This window comes from Pseudomonas putida (assembly GCF_026625125.1).
Classification (GTDB): Bacteria; Pseudomonadota; Gammaproteobacteria; order Pseudomonadales; family Pseudomonadaceae; genus Aquipseudomonas; species Aquipseudomonas putida_X.
The window spans coordinates 2,275,385-2,290,057 of sequence record NZ_CP113097.1 but is presented as its reverse complement, the minus strand read 5'-3'; the positions used below and the strand labels follow the sequence as shown (position 1 = coordinate 2,290,057).

Genomic DNA, 14,673 nt, shown 5'->3' with positions numbered 1-14,673 from the left:
ACATGGGGCAGACCCGCATACCCTGCCTGCTGATGCGCGGCGGTACCTCCAAGGGCGCCTATTTTCTGCATGACGACCTGCCCGCCCCCGGCCCGCTGCGTGACCAGGTGCTGTTGGCGGTGATGGGCTCACCCGATGCGCGGCAGATTGACGGCATCGGCGGCGCCGACTCGCTCACCAGCAAAGTCGCCATCATCCGCGCCTCGCAGCGCGAGGACGCCGACGTCGACTACCTGTTCGCTCAGGTGGTGGTGGACGAGGCGCGGGTGGACTATGGCCAGAACTGCGGCAACATTCTGGCCGGCGTAGGGCCGTTCGCCCTCGAGCGCGGCCTGGTAGCCGCCAGCGGCGCGAGCACGCCGGTACGCATCTTCATGGAAAACACCGGGCAGATCGCCATCGCCCAGGTCCCGACCACCGATGGCCAGGTGGAGTACGCCGGCGATACCCGTATCGATGGGGTGCCGGGCCGTGCGGCGGGGCTGGTGGTCACGTTTGCCGACGTGGCCGGCGCCAGCTGTGGAGCCCTGCTGCCCACCGGCAACAGCCGCGACCGGGTCGATGGCGTGGACGTCACCTGCATCGACAACGGTATGCCGGTGGTACTGCTGCGTGCCGAGGATTTTGGCGTGACCGGTTATGAGACGTGCGAAGCGCTGGAGGCCGACAGCTCCCTGAAAACGCGCCTGGAAGCCATCCGCCTGCAACTGGGCCCCCGCATGAACCTGGGTGATGTCAGCCAGCGCAATGTGCCGAAGATGTGCCTGCTGTCGGCACCGCGCAACGGCGGCACGGTCAATACGCGCTCGTTCATTCCGCACCGTTGTCATGCATCCATTGGGGTGTTTGGCGCGGTGAGTGTTGCTACGGCCTGCTTGATTGAAGGGTCGGTTGCACAGGGCCTTGCCAGCACGTGCGGCGGTGATCGTCAGCGTTTGGCGGTGGAGCATCCGAGTGGGGAATTTACCGTGGAAATCAGCTTGGACCATGGGGTGATCACGGGGTGCGGGTTGGTGAGGACGGCGCGGTTGTTGTTTGATGGGGTTGTGTGTGTTGCTCGGAATGTATGGGATGGGCGGCAGTAGTGCTTGCCAAAGCCTCTTCGCCGTTGAGGTCGAGCCCCCCCGCGCGGCGCATCAAAACTCATGAAACAAGCTGCCCTGGTGGCAGAACTGAAGATTTTGGCATCCACACGCCCTGTGGAAAGTGAACAAAAAAACGGCATAATCGCGAAATCTGAAGATTGTGTGAGCTGAATTAAAAAAACACAGCGCTCACGCCCAAACTGAAGGAAAAGGTACATGCGGGCAGCGGGAGATACTCCGGGCCCGCGAACAATCGCCGTTAGCAGTACCTGTACAGGGTCCCCAAGGCGGTGTTCGACTCTATCGAGTTGACGGCGCAACAGGTGCTTGCCGGCCAGCGCTCAGAGACTCAAGCGCAACAGGCAGCAGAGCGACAGTCGGATGCATAGCGTTGAGTCGAAGAGCGTTTATTCATGGCACGAAAAGCACGCCACGCAGCCAGCCCCGACTGGGTGATCCGCAGCGCTCACCCTGGCAGCGTAGAGCGGATAGAAGCGTGGTTCGGTAGCCATGGCTACGATCCTCACCGTCACGACACCTACTCGATCGGCCGCACCCTCGCCGGGGTGCAGAGCTTTCACTACAAAGGGGCGCTGTGCCACGGCCTACCGGGTAACACGTTGGTCCTGCACCCTGACGAAGTGCACGACGGCATGGCTGGGACTGAAGCGGGCTTTCGCTACCGCATGGCCTATATCGACCCAGCACTGATCCAGAATGCGCTCGGCGGTGAACCTTTGCCCTTCATCGCGGGTGGGCTGTCCAGCGACCCGCGCCTGTACCGCGCCAGTGAAGCCTTCGTGCAGGCACTGGAGCACCCGCTGGAAACGCTGGAGGAACAGGACGCCGTGTATGACCTGGCGATGGCGTTGCGTGCGGTGGGCGGTAAGCCACGCGGCCGCAAACGCCTGGATCACCGGGCGGCCGAGCGCGCCAGGGCGTTCATCCTGGAGCACCTTCACCTGGGCATCACCCTGGAGATGCTGGAACAGGCCAGCGGCCGCGAACAATGGAGCCTGTCCCGCGACTTTCGCGCCCTCTACGGCACCAGCCCCTACCGCTTCGTGACCCTGCGCCGCCTGGATACTGTGCGCAGGCTGATGCTCGATGGTTTCACCTTGGTCGATGCGGCCCTGGCGGCAGGCTTTCACGATCAAAGCCACATGACACGGCACTTCACACGCAGCTATGGGGTGCCACCGCTGCGCTGGCTGGAGCGCTTGCGACCTGCGCGCTGACGTGCAGGATCGTACAAGAACGCCTTGTGGCGGTTCGATAGGCTGGCGACTTCAACCCATGAGGATCCGTCATGTCCAACCCCAGTCCGCAATGCCCGGCATCACCCGTAAACCTGGCCCAGAAAGCTGCACTGATCGAACAGCAGTGGAGCCCGAGAGTGGTCGCCGAGATGAACGACTACCAGTTCAAGGTTGTGCGAATAGAAGGTGAATTCATCTGGCATTCGCACCCGGAAACCGACGAAGCGTTTCTTGTGCTCGAAGGCACCTTGCGCATCGATTTACCGCAGGGCTGCGTTCATGTGAACCCAGGCGAGTTGTATGTGGTACCACGTGGGGTGGAGCACAGGACAGCGGCGCAGGGCGAAGCGAAACTGATGATGATCGAGCCCAGAGGCGTGTTGAATACCGGCCATGAAGGTGGAGCGCGCACTGCCATGAACGACGTGTGGATATGAGGGGTAAACATCACTCATAGCGGATGGGTTGTGGTTTCAAAAATCCATTGCTACCGCAAGTGCACTGAGCAGCAAACAGAGGCTTGCCACAGCTGTTAAATGGACCCGCATCGGCAGATACCACCCCGGCACAGCTTGCACCAGTTTGCGATCCTGCCAAAGGTGGCCGATAAAACCACAGGTCAGCACCAGACAACCCACTGGTACAGGTAGCAACGTGCCAACCCAACCGATCAGGGCCGGGATAACGCTCCACACGAGCCGCTCGCGACGCTGCTCCGCGAGCAAACCCTGTAACGTCATGGCGAAGCCCCAGTGCAGGGCGCCGACGAAGCTCAGTATCACAGCGCCGTAGCTGACCAACATGAACGAGGTGAAAGCTCGATACTCAGCGAAAAAGACGATGAGCAGGGTCAAACCAACGAAGGGCAGCAAGCCACCGTAACCCAGCATCGTGTAGCGGCTTGCAGGTAAAGCAGCAGTGACTGCACTCATTTGGACGCCCCTTCGCGACGGTTCAGCATCGCCTGTCAATTGTGCCGCCCAATGAGGTTAAGGAATTCGTGCCGAGTCGAAGCGGAGTCGCGAAACTCCCCTAACATCACGGAGGAAATCATCACGGAGTTCTGCTTCTCGACTCCGCGCATCATCATGCACATATGCTTCGCTTCAATCACGACCGCAACCCCTGCGGCATCCGTGACTTGCCCAATTGCATGCGCAATCTGCCGCGTCAGGTTTTCCTGTATCTGTAAGCGACGGGCATACATGTCCACCACGCGCGCGACCTTGGAAAGCCCCAATACCCGCCCTGTTGGCAAGTACGCGACATGCGCCTTGCCAATGAACGGCAACATGTGGTGTTCGCACAATGAGTAGAGCTCAATGTCACGCACGACAATCATCTCGTCGTTCTGACTTTCGAACAGAGCACCGTTCACGACCTCGTCAAGACTCTGAGCATATCCGTTGCACAAGTACTGCATCGCTTTGGCCGCACGCTGGGGCGTGTCCACCAGCCCTTCGCGCTGCGGGTTTTCACCAACGCCAACAAGGATCTGATGGTAGTGCTCGGCTAACGAATGTGACATTTGGACTCCTCACCGCTACAGCGGTGCCCGACATCGGGATGTGGTAGCCAGGCCAAGTGTGGCCGTAAACGACAGAACAACCGGTAAAAGACCGAAAACAGGGGGCGTAGCGGGCGCCAGGACAGTGGCGCGACCCACATACCCGCATCGGCAGCACGCCAGGCCCACAAGGTAGCGTCCAAGCCCTTGAGCCATTGCCCGTTCGCGAACCGTCCATGCAGGCATGACCTCAGTTGCTCAACCGTCACGCTCAATGCCTCTGCATCGAAATCATCATCACTGATATCAACCAGAATGAGCTTCGCCTGGGTCGATTTCCGGCGCAGAAAGGCTATTTCTCTAGCGCACAGGGGGCAGGCGCCATCGAAGTACAGCGTTAGGGGCCACTGACAATACATGTACAACCTCAAATATTTGTACAGGTTTTTGTATAAGTTAGCGGAAACCAGGAAATTCGCAATGGGCATGTGAGCGCCGGTTACCGACCAGCCGGCTTAGGCAGGCGGCCCTGAGATCGAGCTTTTTACTCAGCTGATCACTTCAGCTTCACAATGACCTTACCTTTGGCTCTCCCTTGGGCCACGTATGCCAGGGCATCACCCGTCGAGCCCAGCGCGAAGACGCGATCCACCACGGGCTTGATGATCCCGGTTTCAACCAGCCCGGCCAGCTCAGCCAGTTGCGCACCACTCTCCCTCATGAACAGAAATTTGTAGTTCACGCCCATGTGCTGCGCCTTTTTCCTGATCCCTCGGCTGATCAATCGAACGACCTGCCGCAACAGCCAGGAAAGGCGAAGCTGCTCGGCGACCTCCGGAGTGGGTGGGCCTGATATGGAAATCAACTGACCGCCCGGCTTCAACACCTGAAGCGACTTTTCGAGAACGTCACTGCCCTGCCCGCTGAGCACGACATCGTAATCACTCAGTTGCGACTCGAATTGCTGCGTCTTGTAATCGATCACCAGGTCAGCGCCCAGTGCATTGACCCACGCCACGTTGCCGCTACTCGTGGTTGTGGCGACGAACGCCCCCAGGTGCTTGGCGACCTGAATGGCGATACTACCGACGCCACCGGAGCCGGCATGGATCAGAACCTTCTGGCCCGGTTGAACCTTGGCCATTTCCGCCAAAGCCTGCCAGGCCGTGAGGGCCACCAACGGCAGCGAGGCCGCCTCCTCCATGTTCAGGTTGGCTGGCTTGAGGGAAACAGCAGATTCGCTGACTGCCACGAACTCAGCGAAGCCGCCCATACGCGGCTGGTCCAGCCGTGCATAGACTTCATCGCCGACCCGGAAACGACTGACGTTCCCACCGACACGCTTCACAGTACCCGCAACATCGTTACCCAGGATCAGCGGCATCCTGAACGGTAAGACCTGCTTGAACTCGCCCTTCCTGATCTTGATATCCAGGACGTTCACGCTTGCAGCATGAACCTCGATCAGAACATCGAAATCATCCACCTGGGGCTCTGGAACTTCAGTGATATCGCCAACGACGTCTTTGCCGTAGCGATCGATCAGAAAGGCTTTCATATTCTTGAATTGTCCAAAATGTAGACGTGCACGGTGGGCTGGGTGATCGGGCAAGGCGCGGCCTTACTCTTGCAAAAATTGGAGGGCGTGTTTCAGGAAGCGCTCAGGGAACTGGAAGTGAGCTGCGTGACCGGAGTCGGGGTAGATCAGCAACTGCGCATCTGGAATGTTCTGTACCAGGCTCCACGAGTTGATCGAAGGGATCATGACGTCGTCAACGCCATTGACCACCAAGGTTGGCTGCTTGATTTTGTTGAGGTACGAGAAGCGGTTCTCACCCTGAGCCGACTGGACATAGGTTGCAAAGGCAGCGCCCTGAGCCATTGCGACCTCAACGGAGCTTGGGGTGTCCTGGTCGGGCCGCTGGTTGCGTCGCTCCCAGAACGCCAGGCCCGCTTTCTTGGCAGCTTCCGAGCGCCCAAAAAACAGGAAAAGGAAATTCTCGAGGGTGGGGACGGGGTTCGAAGCGGCTTCTCTCACACCCTCGGCCATGCTTGGATCACCGCCACGCAGGCCGGTGCCGACCAGCACAAGCTTGCGCACCAGCGCAGGGTGACGCAGTGCCACTTCCTGAACCTGCAAACCACCGATGGAGAAGCCGAGCAAGTCGACCTGGCTCAGCCCCAGGGCTTTGATGGCTGCTGCAATGTCATCCGCCATTTGCTCAATGGTGGTGGCCGGAGTGCCCGACGACGAAGCCACCCCCCTACCGTTCAGCAAGATCACTTCCCGGCCGGCAGCAAGACCATCGGTGATGATTGGATCCCAGTGATCGAGCCCACCACGGAAATGGGCGATGAAGACCAGCGGCACTCCAGAGGGGTTGCCCCAGCGGCGATAGGTGAATGTGTCGCCGTCTACTTCAACTGTGCGGGTCGGAACGGTGAGATGGGTATGGCTCATGGCGGTTCGCTCTGTGAGTGGAAGACACGACCTAATGATGATGATCGTAATCGTAACCGTCAACACCTTTGATGATGACCGTAATCAATGTATGCTATCGCTTGGCGTGATGGCAGAGAGAGCAGAGAAATGAAGGTCACAAAGGCCCAGGCACTAGCTAATCGAGCCCACATCGTGGAAACGTCCTCCATGCTGTTTCGCGAGCGCGGCTATGACGGTGTCGGTGTTGCAGACCTTATGGCTGCCGCCGGCTTCACCCACGGCGGGTTTTACAAGCACTTCAAGTCCAAAGCGGATTTGATGGGCGAAGCAGCCACGTGCGGGATCAACAGGACGGTGGAGCAGATGCAGTGCATCCGGCTGGCCGACTTCGTCAATTTCTATCTGTCCCGCGAGCACCGCGATGAGAAAGGCAAAGGTTGCACGCTAGCGGCGCTGGGCGCAGATGCTGCGCGCCAGTCCGATGAGATCAAAGCTGCTTATGAAGCCGGGATCCACAGATTGCTGGAGGTTTTGCATGGCAAGGATGGGGAGCCCGGGGCAAGCCGTGCTGAAATCATCGATACCTTCGCCCACGCCCTCGGCGCGTTGGTTCTATCTCGAGCCTGCCCGGACGACTCTCCACTTGCTGACGAAGTGCTCAGCGTTTGCCGTGAGAAAATCCAGGAAAAGCTGGTGCCCTGAGGGCCGTCGCCACAGGGCATTCGTTACCCATGAGGGTCATGGCTCACAGCCAATGGGTTCATGAGGGCTTTGAGAGGCGGGCGCATGCCTTTATGCTCCCGCTCGGTGTGGCTGCCCGGACGCAGCTGCCGTTTATCAAACAAGGACTGGCATGACCAAGCTCACCAAACTTCGAATTGTGCTGACACTCGGCGCGCTCATTGGCATCGCCCCGCTCACCTACTCCTTCATCGGGGCCACGCTGTTTTTGGCTGTCATGCTCTTCAAGGTGCCGGAGTTCGTGGTACCCGTCTTTCTGATTTCCACGGTTGGCCTGTGGGGTTGCTGGAAGGCCTATGCGGCAGCCATGGCTCGCGAGCCGAAATTACCCCTGGACAGGCGAGTCATCGCTGCAGTCATCATTGCGCTTGTGTGGGGGCTGATCTTGGCAGGGGGATTGGGCTGGGCCAGCGATTCGAGTGGACTGGAGTGGTATTCGGTTTTTGTGGTGTTCTACCCAATACCTGGACTGACCGCAGTGATCATGCTGCTCGTCACTCGCCGAAGGGCGAGCCAGGCTTCAGCCGAGGGTGTTGCAGCAAACGTTGAATGACCCTCTCCAGTTTTCTCGGGCAGGTTTGCATAAAAGGGAATGAGGATGAGCTTTGACTGGCATGCCGGGCCGATCACCCGCGCGACCCCGATAGACGACGGCTACCGGAACACGCAGAAGGTTCGGCAGTTCCTGCTCAGGGAATGCGGGGAGGCTTTCAAGTTCGACCGTACCTTCATGGCCTGGATAAAGAGCGGGGCTCCAGCCAACATGGGCGACGTCGCTGATGAATGGCTGCGCACCCACAGTCGTTAGAGCTCTATTGTTCGCGCGCCTCTATGCCAAGGCGAACAGAACAGCCAGGAACAGGTGCCAGCTCTGCTTGGCATTAGCCGGTAGCGCTATCCAGTTTTCATCGAACCCAGCCCAAGGTTTGTATCCCGCTGTTCGCCACACTGGTCATTTTTTGCTATGTGGATTTTGACTGCCCGCGGGATACAAGCTGTTACATCGAACGGCTGAAAAAATCAGATTTAACCCCTTTCCTGTAGGGCATTTCCCAAAGATACTGCCGCCGCCTGTTTTTCGTTGCACATGCCCAACGTGGATTCTAGTCTCGGCCCGTCGCTGCCAATTCAGCGATCGGTTTTGACAGGCCGTCTTCGTTGTCCACATGTGCACACTTTTATGGTGGCTGTACGTGCGGGCACCTCTGGTGCGCCGAGTGCCAACGTCTCGGTCTGTCAACCCGCGTACAGCTGCCACCTCATTGTTTGACAGCAAGACCGTGGTAGCTCCACCCTTCGACGTTGGAGTTTCATCATGCTCAAGATCGTCCCCGATCCGCCTCACAATCCCCATTCCCTCGAAGACACGCTGATGATGGCTGCCGACTACGCGCTCTGCGCCGAGATCGTGGCCCAGCAGGCGATGTTGATGCAGCCGAAAGCCCCCGTATCCGTGATGATCATGACCTCGATGCACGAACTTGATGCCCTGCGCAAATTGCTCGAGTCAGCACTGGCACAAATACAAAAGCCAGCCGATCCACAAACGCTGCATTAATCCTCATCATGATCGGCCTGGCCTGGCTTCTTCACGGGCTAGCTTCCTTGCACAGCACCGCCGCTGAGTCGTAGACGCCACTCAGGCGCACGGTGAAACCTGTGGGGTTCGGCTGGGCTGCAACGCGGACCCAAGGGCTGCTGCGCAGCCCATCGCCGGCAAGCCGGCTCCCACCACGATCGCGCAGTTCTTCAGGCTTGCGCTTTGCCTGTGGAAGCACAGGTCTTGCCCAATTTCTAAAAGTTGGCGCAAGTCCAGGTGGGAGCCGGCTTGCCGGCGATAGGGCCAGCCCAGGCAGTTACAACTTCAGGGAGATCACACCATGGCCACCGAACACACCGCATTCACCGTGGGCAAAACCGTCTTCTACCAAGGCGAAAACCAGACCCACCCCCTCTTTCGCATCGAGCCCGGCATCCCCTGCCAAAGCGCCCGCGAACAAGCCTCGGAACTGATGGGCTACGCCCGCGACCTGACCCTCGACGGCCTGATGGAAGATAAACCTCAGCTGCTGTGGGCCTCGCACTACCTCTGCGCCCTGGCCAAAGCCCTGCTCGACGATGCCGAACTGGGCACGATGAAAACCCCGTGACCCTACCCCTACCTGCAGACCTACGCCGCCCCTCGCCGGAGCGGCCTTGTGTCGCGAAAGGACCTCGCCCAAGAGGTAGTAAGCCAGGTGCAGTTCAACCACAATCAGGCCTTGAGTCAAACCTGGGACGCACCGCATGCTCACCACCCTCGCCATCGGCAACTACCGCTCCATCAACCACCTTGTGTTGCCCTTGAGCCAACTCAACCTGGTGACCGGCGCAAACGGCAGCGGCAAATCCAATCTGTACAAAGCCCTGCGCCTGCTCGCAGAGACCGCTCAGGGTGGCGTGATCGAAGCGCTTGCCCGCGAAGGCGGGTTGGATTCGACCTGGTGGGCGGGGCCAGAGATGAGTGCACGCATGAAACGCGGTGAAGTGCCCATCCAAGGCCAGCACCCGAGCGAAGCCAAACGTCTGCGCCTGGGGTTCGCCACCGAAGATTTCGGCTTTGCCATCTCGCTGGGCTTGCCGATACCCCTGCCCTATCCCACCGCCTTCATGCTCGACCCTGAGATCAAGACCGAAGCCATCTGGGGCGCTGGGGCTTATCGCCCATCGTCCTTGCTGGTGGAGCGCAAGAACGCCATGGTTCGTGCGCGGGAGGGCAATGGTTGGACGGTACTCGATCAACATGCCGACAGCTGCGAGAGCTTCTTCAACATCGTGGGCCGGCCACGGCAGGCGCCGGAGATTGGTGAGCTGCGGGCGTTCATCAACAGCTGGCGCTTTTACGATCATTTCCGTATCGACCGCGACGCCCCTTGCCGCCAACCCCAGCTGGGGACCCGCTCGCCGGTGCTGCACCATGACGGCCGCAACCTTGCCTCGGCGTTGCAGACCATTATCGAGATTGGTGAGGTGGAGGACCTGGTAGCGGCATTGGATGACGCGTTTCCCGGTAGCCGCTTGGAGATTGATGCACCGCCGGGCGGGCTGTTCAGCGTGCGGCTGCACCAGCATGGGCTGTTGCGCCCACTGGGCGGTAGCGAATTGTCGGATGGTACGTTGCGGTATCTGCTGTTGATGGCTGCGCTGCTGACGCCACGGCCGCCGTCGCTGATGGTGCTGAACGAGCCGGAAACCAGCCTCCATGCCGACCTGCTGCCCGCGCTGGCGCGGTTGATCGTTCGTGCTTCGCGGCGGAGCCAGGTTTGGGTGGTGTCGCACAGTGCGCCGCTGATTGAGGCGCTGTCAGCCTGTGACGGGTGCAACTTACTGGAGCTGGAGAAGGTTCAGGGGCAGACACAGCTGCGCGGGGTTGGGTTGCTGGATGAACCGCTGTGGCGGTGGGTTGACTGACTGCGATGCACCAAAAGCGCCAACTGCCGAGGCGTGCAACGTAGGAGCTGATCGCTCCTACGCGCACCCTGACGCATTGGAGGCCTTGCACGCCCCAGCCCTCGAGCCATAGCCAGCCCCGGCGTCAGCTCAGCGGGTCACGGCTGTGCTGGCCGTCGACCAGGCGCTGCACGCCCAACGGGTTGGCGTTTTTCAGGGCGTCGGGTAACAGCGCGTCTGGGTAGTCCTGGTAGCACACCGGGCGCAGAAAGCGGTCGATGGCCAGGGTGCCGACGGAGGTACCCCGGGCATCGGAGGTGGCCGGGTAAGGGCCGCCATGCACCATTGCATCACACACCTCGACGCCAGTCGGGTAGCCGTTGACCAACAGGCGGCCGGCCTTGCGCTGCAGCAGCGGCACCAGCGCGGCAAAGCGCTGGAAGTCTTCCGGCTCGGCAATCAGGGTGGCGGTCAGTTGCCCGTGCAGGGCTTGCAGCGCGCGGCGCAGTTCGGCTTCGTCGGCCACCTCGACCACCACCGTGGCAGGCCCGAAAACCTCTTCCTGCAACAGCTCGTCGCCGCTTAGCAGCACGCTCACATCAGCCTGGAACAGCTGTGCCCGGGCCTGGTCGCCGACCTGCTCGGCACCGGCCAGATGGCGCACGCCCGGGTGGCGCTGCAGGCGCTGTACGCCGCTGGTGTAGCTGCGCAAGGTACCGGCGTTGAGCATGGTCTGCGCGGGCTGGTCGGCCATTTGCGCAGCCAGTGCCGTGACGAAGGTGTCGAACGCTGCGCCAGCGATGCCGATCACCAACCCGGGGTTGGTGCAGAACTGCCCGCAGCCCAGCACCACCGAGGCGGCCAGTTCCTTGGCCACCTGCTCGCCGCGGGCCTGCAGCGCCGCGGGCAACACCAGCACCGGGTTGATGCTGCTCATTTCGGCAAACACCGGGATAGGCTGCGGGCGCGCCGCCGCCAGATCGCACAGGGCACGGCCGCCCTTGAGCGAACCGGTGAAGCCGACCGCCTGGATCGCCGGGTGGCGCACCAGCGCTTCACCGACACCGGCGCCGTAGATCATGTTGAACACCCCGGCAGGCATGCCGGTGGCCACTGCCGCACGCTCGATAGCTTCTGCTACCTGCTCTGCAGTGGCCATATGGCCGCTGTGTGCCTTGACCACCACCGGGCAGCCGGCAGCCAGCGCCGCAGCGGTGTCGCCGCCTGCCGTGGAGAAGGCCAATGGGAAGTTGCTGGCGCCGAACACCGCCACCGGGCCAAGGCCGGTACGGTACTGGCGCAGGTCAGGGCGTGGCAGTGGCTGGCGCTGTGGCTGCGCACGGTCGATACGCGCCCCCAGGTAGTCGCCACGGCGCAGCACCTTGGCGAACAGGCGCATCTGGTTGCTGGTACGGCCACGCTCGCCCTGGATGCGCGCAGCCGGCAGCGCAGTCTCGCGGCACACTGTGGCGACGAAGGTATCGTCCAGCGCGTCCAGCTGGTCGGCGATGGCATCCAGAAACTGCGCGCGGCGCTCTGGTGCCAGCGCATTGTATTCGGCAAATGCCGCTTCGGCGGCCTGGGCGGCGGCGGCCACTTCCTCAGGGGTGGCCTGGGTGAAGACCACCGGCAATGCTTCGCCGGTGCGTGCATCGAAGCTTTGCAGGCGGACGCTGCCGGCAGCGCTGCGCTGGCCGCCAATGAAGTTGCTTCCAGACATGGTTGACTCCTGTAACAAAGAAAGAGGGCTCGGTGGCACATGGCGCCCAGCCCCTTGAGGTTTGCGCGGGCCCTGTGGGCGCTGGCTTGCCGGCGATGGACCGCACAGCGGTCCCGACTTCGTCGACTGGCCGGCAATACACTCAAAGGCTTTTCACTACCCCGGGGCGAACCTGCCCGGCCGCTGCGCCAATACCATTGCGCAGCGGCTGGCCAAAGGCGTCGAGGCTGACCTCGAAGGTATCGCCCGGGCGAGCCTGAACGCCGTCGGCAAACGACAGCGTGGCGGTGCCGAAATAGTGCACATGGATATCGCCAGCACGCAGGAACTGGTCATACTTGAAGTGGTGAAACTCAAGGTTCTCGAAGCTGTGGCACATGTTCTGCTCACCCGACAGGAACGGCTTGCTCCACAGCACCTGGCCATCGCGCAGGATGCGGCTGGTGCCTTCAAGGTGAGCCGGCAATGCTCCCAGGCGCAGCTCCGGGCCGAAGCTGCAGGCGCGCAGCTTGGAATGCGCCAGGTACAGGTAGTTGCGCCGCTCCATCACATGGTCGGAAAACTCGTTGCCCAAGGCGTAGCCGAGGCGGTATGGCGTGCCGTCGGGTCCGATCAGGTACAGCCCGACCAGCTCCGGCTCTTCGCCAGCATCTTCGGCAAAAGCCGGCAGCGGCAGGTCGGCACCGGGGCGCACGACGATGCCGCCGTCGCCCTTGTAGAACCACTCAGGCTGCGCGCCCTCCTCGCCCGCTGCCGGCCGACCGCCCTCCAGGCCCCACTGGAACATGCGCATGCTGTCGGTGACGGCGCCTTCGGCTTGCTGCTGGTGCATCTTGTCGCGGGTGGCGGCGCTTCCCAGGTGGGTCAGGCCGGTGCCGGTCACCAGGCAGTGGGCCGGGTCCGGGTGGTCCAGCGGTGGCAGTACGCGGCCTTCGGCCAGCAGTGCCAGGTAGTCATGGCGCTCACCGAGCCCGGCGGCCCGCACTTCGCTGGCCAGGTCACGGCCCGCGGCGATGGCCTGCAGAGCCAGTTCACGGGTGCTGCTGGCGCCAAGTACTTCAAGGGCGTACTCGCCTTCCACCACGCCCACGTGGCGCGCGCCGGCGGCGGTTTCGAATTGGATCAGTCGCATGCTTGTGCTCGCTTGTCGGTTGCAAAGGTTAGCGGGAGGCTTCGGCCGCCCGTGAGGAAGCCAGGCGCTGGCGGCGCTCCAGGCGGTTGTAGACCACGCCCGTGAGCAGCACCCCGCACAGCATGACCAGCGCCAGGAAGTACAGGCCCGACGACAGTTGCCCGGTGTACTCCTTCAGCGCGCCGATGCCGAACGGGCCCAGGTAGCCGCCGAGGTTGCCGATCGAGTTGATCAAGGCGATGCCCGCAGCCGCGCTGGCACCGGAGAAGAACCGCCCCGGCAGCGTCCAGAAGATGGCCGTGCAGGAGAACAGCGCGAACGCCACCAGGCACAGCGCGGCCAACTGCAGCACCGGCACCGTCAGCCAGGCGCTGAAGAACAGGCCGATTGCACCCAAGGCGTACAGCAGGCCCAGATGGCCATAGCGGTCGTTCAGGCGGTCGGAGCTACGCGGCACGATCAACAGCCCGATGATGCCGAACAGGTAAGGCACCGCCGAGACGAAACCGGTGACCAGGTCACTGCCGCCAAACTGATGGATCAGCGTTGGCAGCCAAAGGCCCAGGCCATAGATGCTCAGGGTCATCGGCAGGTAGAACAGCGCCAGCAAAAGCACCCGGCTGTCTTTCAGGGCATGCAGCGGGTTGCCATGGCGGGTCTGGCCAAACTCGCGCAGGTCGTTGGCCAACTGCTCCTGCAACCAGTTGCGCTGCTCGTCGCTGAGCCAGCGCACCTTGGCAGGGCCGTCCGGCAGCAGGCGTAAGGTGGGCCAGGCCAGCAGCATTGCCGGGGTACCGATACAGATGAACAACCACTGCCAGCCATGCAGGCCATAACTGCCCTCAAGCCCCAGCAGCGCGCCCGAAAGCGGCCCGGTGATCAGCATGGCAAGCGGCTGCGAGAGAATGAAGAAACCGAGGATCTTGCCGCGATGGCGCACCGGGTACCACTGGGTGATGTAGTACAGCACCCCCGGGAAGAAGCCCGCCTCGGCGGCCCCCAGCAAGAAGCGCATCACGTAGAAACCGTTGGGCCCGGTGACAAACGCCATGCCTACGGTAATCGCGCCCCAGGTCACCAGGATGCGGGCGAACCAGCGACGCGCGCCGAAGCGGTCGAGCAACAGGTTGCTCGGCACTTCGAAAAGAAAATAACCGATGAAAAATAGCCCGGCGCCAAGGCCATAGGCCGCGTCACCCAGGCCAATGTCGGCGCCCATGTGCAGCTTGGCAAAGCCTACTGCCGAGCGATCGACATAGGCCACCAGGTAAAGCAGAACCAGAAAAGGGATGAGTTTCAGTGTGATCAGGCGGACGAGCCGCTGCTCCTGAATCATGGCGATGTCTCCAATTGTTCT

General features: G+C 61.6%; 18 protein-coding genes. 9 read left to right on the top strand and 9 right to left on the bottom strand.

Annotated elements, in window-relative coordinates; translation table 11 throughout:
- Window positions 1–2 precede the first annotated feature (2 nt).
- The 3 genes from OSW16_RS10535 to OSW16_RS10525 all read left to right on the top strand — a co-directional run bounded on the left by OSW16_RS10535 (window position 3) and on the right by OSW16_RS10525 (window position 2,781).
- Window positions 3–1,085: a 4-oxalomesaconate tautomerase gene (locus OSW16_RS10535; RefSeq protein ID WP_267822857.1), complete on the top strand. Its 1,083-nt coding sequence runs from the start codon at window positions 3–5 to the stop codon at window positions 1,083–1,085.
- A gap of 413 nt (window positions 1,086–1,498) precedes the next feature.
- The gene (locus tag OSW16_RS10530; RefSeq protein WP_267822855.1) at window positions 1,499–2,323 is read left to right on the top strand and encodes an AraC family transcriptional regulator; all 825 of its coding nucleotides are present in this window, start codon (window positions 1,499–1,501) and stop codon (window positions 2,321–2,323) included.
- A 71-nt stretch (window positions 2,324–2,394) separates the two neighbouring features.
- Window positions 2,395–2,781, top strand: coding sequence for a cupin domain-containing protein (locus tag OSW16_RS10525; protein ID WP_267822853.1), 387 nt, complete (start codon window positions 2,395–2,397; stop codon window positions 2,779–2,781).
- Between the two features lie 36 nt (window positions 2,782–2,817).
- Here OSW16_RS10525 and OSW16_RS10520 read toward each other — a convergent pair whose 3' ends face one another.
- The 5 genes from OSW16_RS10520 to OSW16_RS10500 all read right to left on the bottom strand — a co-directional run bounded on the left by OSW16_RS10520 (window position 2,818) and on the right by OSW16_RS10500 (window position 6,312).
- On the bottom strand, window positions 2,818–3,276 hold the full coding sequence (locus OSW16_RS10520) for a DUF3429 domain-containing protein (protein WP_267822852.1): 459 nt from the start codon (window positions 3,274–3,276) through the stop codon (window positions 2,818–2,820).
- A 35-nt stretch (window positions 3,277–3,311) separates the two neighbouring features.
- Window positions 3,312–3,872: a GTP cyclohydrolase I FolE gene (gene folE, locus OSW16_RS10515; RefSeq protein ID WP_267822851.1), complete on the bottom strand. Its 561-nt coding sequence runs from the start codon at window positions 3,870–3,872 to the stop codon at window positions 3,312–3,314.
- Window positions 3,857–4,270, bottom strand: coding sequence for a thiol-disulfide oxidoreductase DCC family protein (locus tag OSW16_RS10510; protein WP_267823935.1), 414 nt, complete (start codon window positions 4,268–4,270; stop codon window positions 3,857–3,859). The genes folE and OSW16_RS10510 overlap by 16 nt, the downstream gene beginning before the upstream one ends.
- Before the next feature lie 137 nt (window positions 4,271–4,407).
- Window positions 4,408–5,409, bottom strand: a complete 1,002-nt coding sequence (locus OSW16_RS10505; RefSeq protein ID WP_267822849.1) for an NADP-dependent oxidoreductase — start codon at window positions 5,407–5,409, stop codon at window positions 4,408–4,410.
- Window positions 5,410–5,472: 63 nt separating this feature from the next.
- The gene (locus OSW16_RS10500) at window positions 5,473–6,312 is read right to left on the bottom strand and encodes an alpha/beta fold hydrolase (protein WP_267822846.1); all 840 of its coding nucleotides are present in this window, start codon (window positions 6,310–6,312) and stop codon (window positions 5,473–5,475) included.
- 129 nt (window positions 6,313–6,441) lie between these two features.
- On the opposite strand from OSW16_RS10500, the gene OSW16_RS10495 reads away from it, so the two are divergent.
- The 4 genes from OSW16_RS10495 to OSW16_RS10480 all read left to right on the top strand — a co-directional run bounded on the left by OSW16_RS10495 (window position 6,442) and on the right by OSW16_RS10480 (window position 8,593).
- Window positions 6,442–6,996 (top strand): TetR/AcrR family transcriptional regulator, encoded by a 555-nt coding sequence (locus tag OSW16_RS10495; RefSeq protein ID WP_267822844.1) that lies wholly within the window; start codon window positions 6,442–6,444, stop codon window positions 6,994–6,996.
- Window positions 6,997–7,147: 151 nt separating this feature from the next.
- A complete protein-coding gene (locus OSW16_RS10490; RefSeq protein ID WP_267822842.1) occupies window positions 7,148–7,588 on the top strand; it encodes a hypothetical protein in 441 nt (146 codons plus the stop codon).
- Window positions 7,589–7,633: 45 nt separating this feature from the next.
- Window positions 7,634–7,843 (top strand): DUF6434 domain-containing protein, encoded by a 210-nt coding sequence (locus tag OSW16_RS10485; RefSeq protein WP_267822840.1) that lies wholly within the window; start codon window positions 7,634–7,636, stop codon window positions 7,841–7,843.
- A gap of 507 nt (window positions 7,844–8,350) precedes the next feature.
- The gene (locus OSW16_RS10480; RefSeq protein ID WP_241806468.1) at window positions 8,351–8,593 is read left to right on the top strand and encodes a hypothetical protein; all 243 of its coding nucleotides are present in this window, start codon (window positions 8,351–8,353) and stop codon (window positions 8,591–8,593) included.
- 31 nt (window positions 8,594–8,624) lie between these two features.
- Here the strand turns inward: OSW16_RS10480 and OSW16_RS10475 are convergent, their stop codons facing one another.
- Complete coding sequence (locus tag OSW16_RS10475) at window positions 8,625–8,813, bottom strand: hypothetical protein (protein WP_267822838.1); 189 nt, start codon at window positions 8,811–8,813, stop codon at window positions 8,625–8,627.
- Between the two features lie 102 nt (window positions 8,814–8,915).
- Here OSW16_RS10475 and OSW16_RS10470 point away from each other — a divergent pair, with 102 nt between their 5' ends.
- Both OSW16_RS10470 and OSW16_RS10465 read left to right on the top strand, forming a co-directional pair.
- A complete protein-coding gene (locus tag OSW16_RS10470; protein WP_267822836.1) occupies window positions 8,916–9,185 on the top strand; it encodes a DUF3077 domain-containing protein in 270 nt (89 codons plus the stop codon).
- 136 nt (window positions 9,186–9,321) lie between these two features.
- Window positions 9,322–10,485 carry an AAA family ATPase gene (locus tag OSW16_RS10465; protein WP_267822834.1) on the top strand — a complete coding sequence of 388 codons (1,164 nt, stop codon included), beginning with the start codon at window positions 9,322–9,324 and terminating at the stop codon, window positions 10,483–10,485.
- A 124-nt stretch (window positions 10,486–10,609) separates the two neighbouring features.
- On the opposite strand, the gene OSW16_RS10460 is transcribed toward OSW16_RS10465, so the two are convergent.
- The 3 genes from OSW16_RS10460 to OSW16_RS10450 form a co-directional block, all read right to left on the bottom strand.
- Window positions 10,610–12,184, bottom strand: a complete 1,575-nt coding sequence (locus OSW16_RS10460; protein ID WP_267822832.1) for an aldehyde dehydrogenase (NADP(+)) — start codon at window positions 12,182–12,184, stop codon at window positions 10,610–10,612.
- Between the two features lie 142 nt (window positions 12,185–12,326).
- Window positions 12,327–13,316 carry an AraD1 family protein gene (araD1, locus tag OSW16_RS10455; protein ID WP_267822830.1) on the bottom strand — a complete coding sequence of 330 codons (990 nt, stop codon included), beginning with the start codon at window positions 13,314–13,316 and terminating at the stop codon, window positions 12,327–12,329.
- A gap of 28 nt (window positions 13,317–13,344) precedes the next feature.
- The gene (locus tag OSW16_RS10450) at window positions 13,345–14,652 is read right to left on the bottom strand and encodes an MFS transporter (protein WP_241806473.1); all 1,308 of its coding nucleotides are present in this window, start codon (window positions 14,650–14,652) and stop codon (window positions 13,345–13,347) included.
- Window positions 14,653–14,673: the final 21 nt, after the last annotated feature.

Bases quoted from the DNA above. Each gene is read 5' to 3' on its own strand.
- OSW16_RS10535 (WP_267822857.1), top strand. From the start codon at position 3: ATGGGGCAGACCCGCATACCCTGCCTGCTGATGCGCGGCGGTACCTCC.
- OSW16_RS10525 (WP_267822853.1), top strand. From the start codon at position 2,395: ATGTCCAACCCCAGTCCGCAATGCCCGGCATCACCCGTAAACCTGGCC.
- OSW16_RS10485 (WP_267822840.1), top strand. From the start codon at position 7,634: ATGAGCTTTGACTGGCATGCCGGGCCGATCACCCGCGCGACCCCGATA.
- OSW16_RS10465 (WP_267822834.1), top strand. From the start codon at position 9,322: ATGCTCACCACCCTCGCCATCGGCAACTACCGCTCCATCAACCACCTT.
- OSW16_RS10520 (WP_267822852.1), bottom strand. From the start codon at position 3,276: ATGAGTGCAGTCACTGCTGCTTTACCTGCAAGCCGCTACACGATGCTG.
- OSW16_RS10505 (WP_267822849.1), bottom strand. From the start codon at position 5,409: ATGAAAGCCTTTCTGATCGATCGCTACGGCAAAGACGTCGTTGGCGAT.
- OSW16_RS10470 (WP_267822836.1), top strand. From the start codon at position 8,916: ATGGCCACCGAACACACCGCATTCACCGTGGGCAAAACCGTCTTCTAC.
- araD1 (WP_267822830.1), bottom strand. From the start codon at position 13,316: ATGCGACTGATCCAATTCGAAACCGCCGCCGGCGCGCGCCACGTGGGC.
- OSW16_RS10460 (WP_267822832.1), bottom strand. From the start codon at position 12,184: ATGTCTGGAAGCAACTTCATTGGCGGCCAGCGCAGCGCTGCCGGCAGC.
- OSW16_RS10450 (WP_241806473.1), bottom strand. From the start codon at position 14,652: ATGATTCAGGAGCAGCGGCTCGTCCGCCTGATCACACTGAAACTCATC.
- OSW16_RS10500 (WP_267822846.1), bottom strand. From the start codon at position 6,312: ATGAGCCATACCCATCTCACCGTTCCGACCCGCACAGTTGAAGTAGAC.
- OSW16_RS10495 (WP_267822844.1), top strand. From the start codon at position 6,442: ATGAAGGTCACAAAGGCCCAGGCACTAGCTAATCGAGCCCACATCGTG.
- OSW16_RS10510 (WP_267823935.1), bottom strand. From the start codon at position 4,270: ATGTATTGTCAGTGGCCCCTAACGCTGTACTTCGATGGCGCCTGCCCC.
- OSW16_RS10480 (WP_241806468.1), top strand. From the start codon at position 8,351: ATGCTCAAGATCGTCCCCGATCCGCCTCACAATCCCCATTCCCTCGAA.
- OSW16_RS10530 (WP_267822855.1), top strand. From the start codon at position 1,499: ATGGCACGAAAAGCACGCCACGCAGCCAGCCCCGACTGGGTGATCCGC.
- folE (WP_267822851.1), bottom strand. From the start codon at position 3,872: ATGTCACATTCGTTAGCCGAGCACTACCATCAGATCCTTGTTGGCGTT.
- OSW16_RS10490 (WP_267822842.1), top strand. From the start codon at position 7,148: ATGACCAAGCTCACCAAACTTCGAATTGTGCTGACACTCGGCGCGCTC.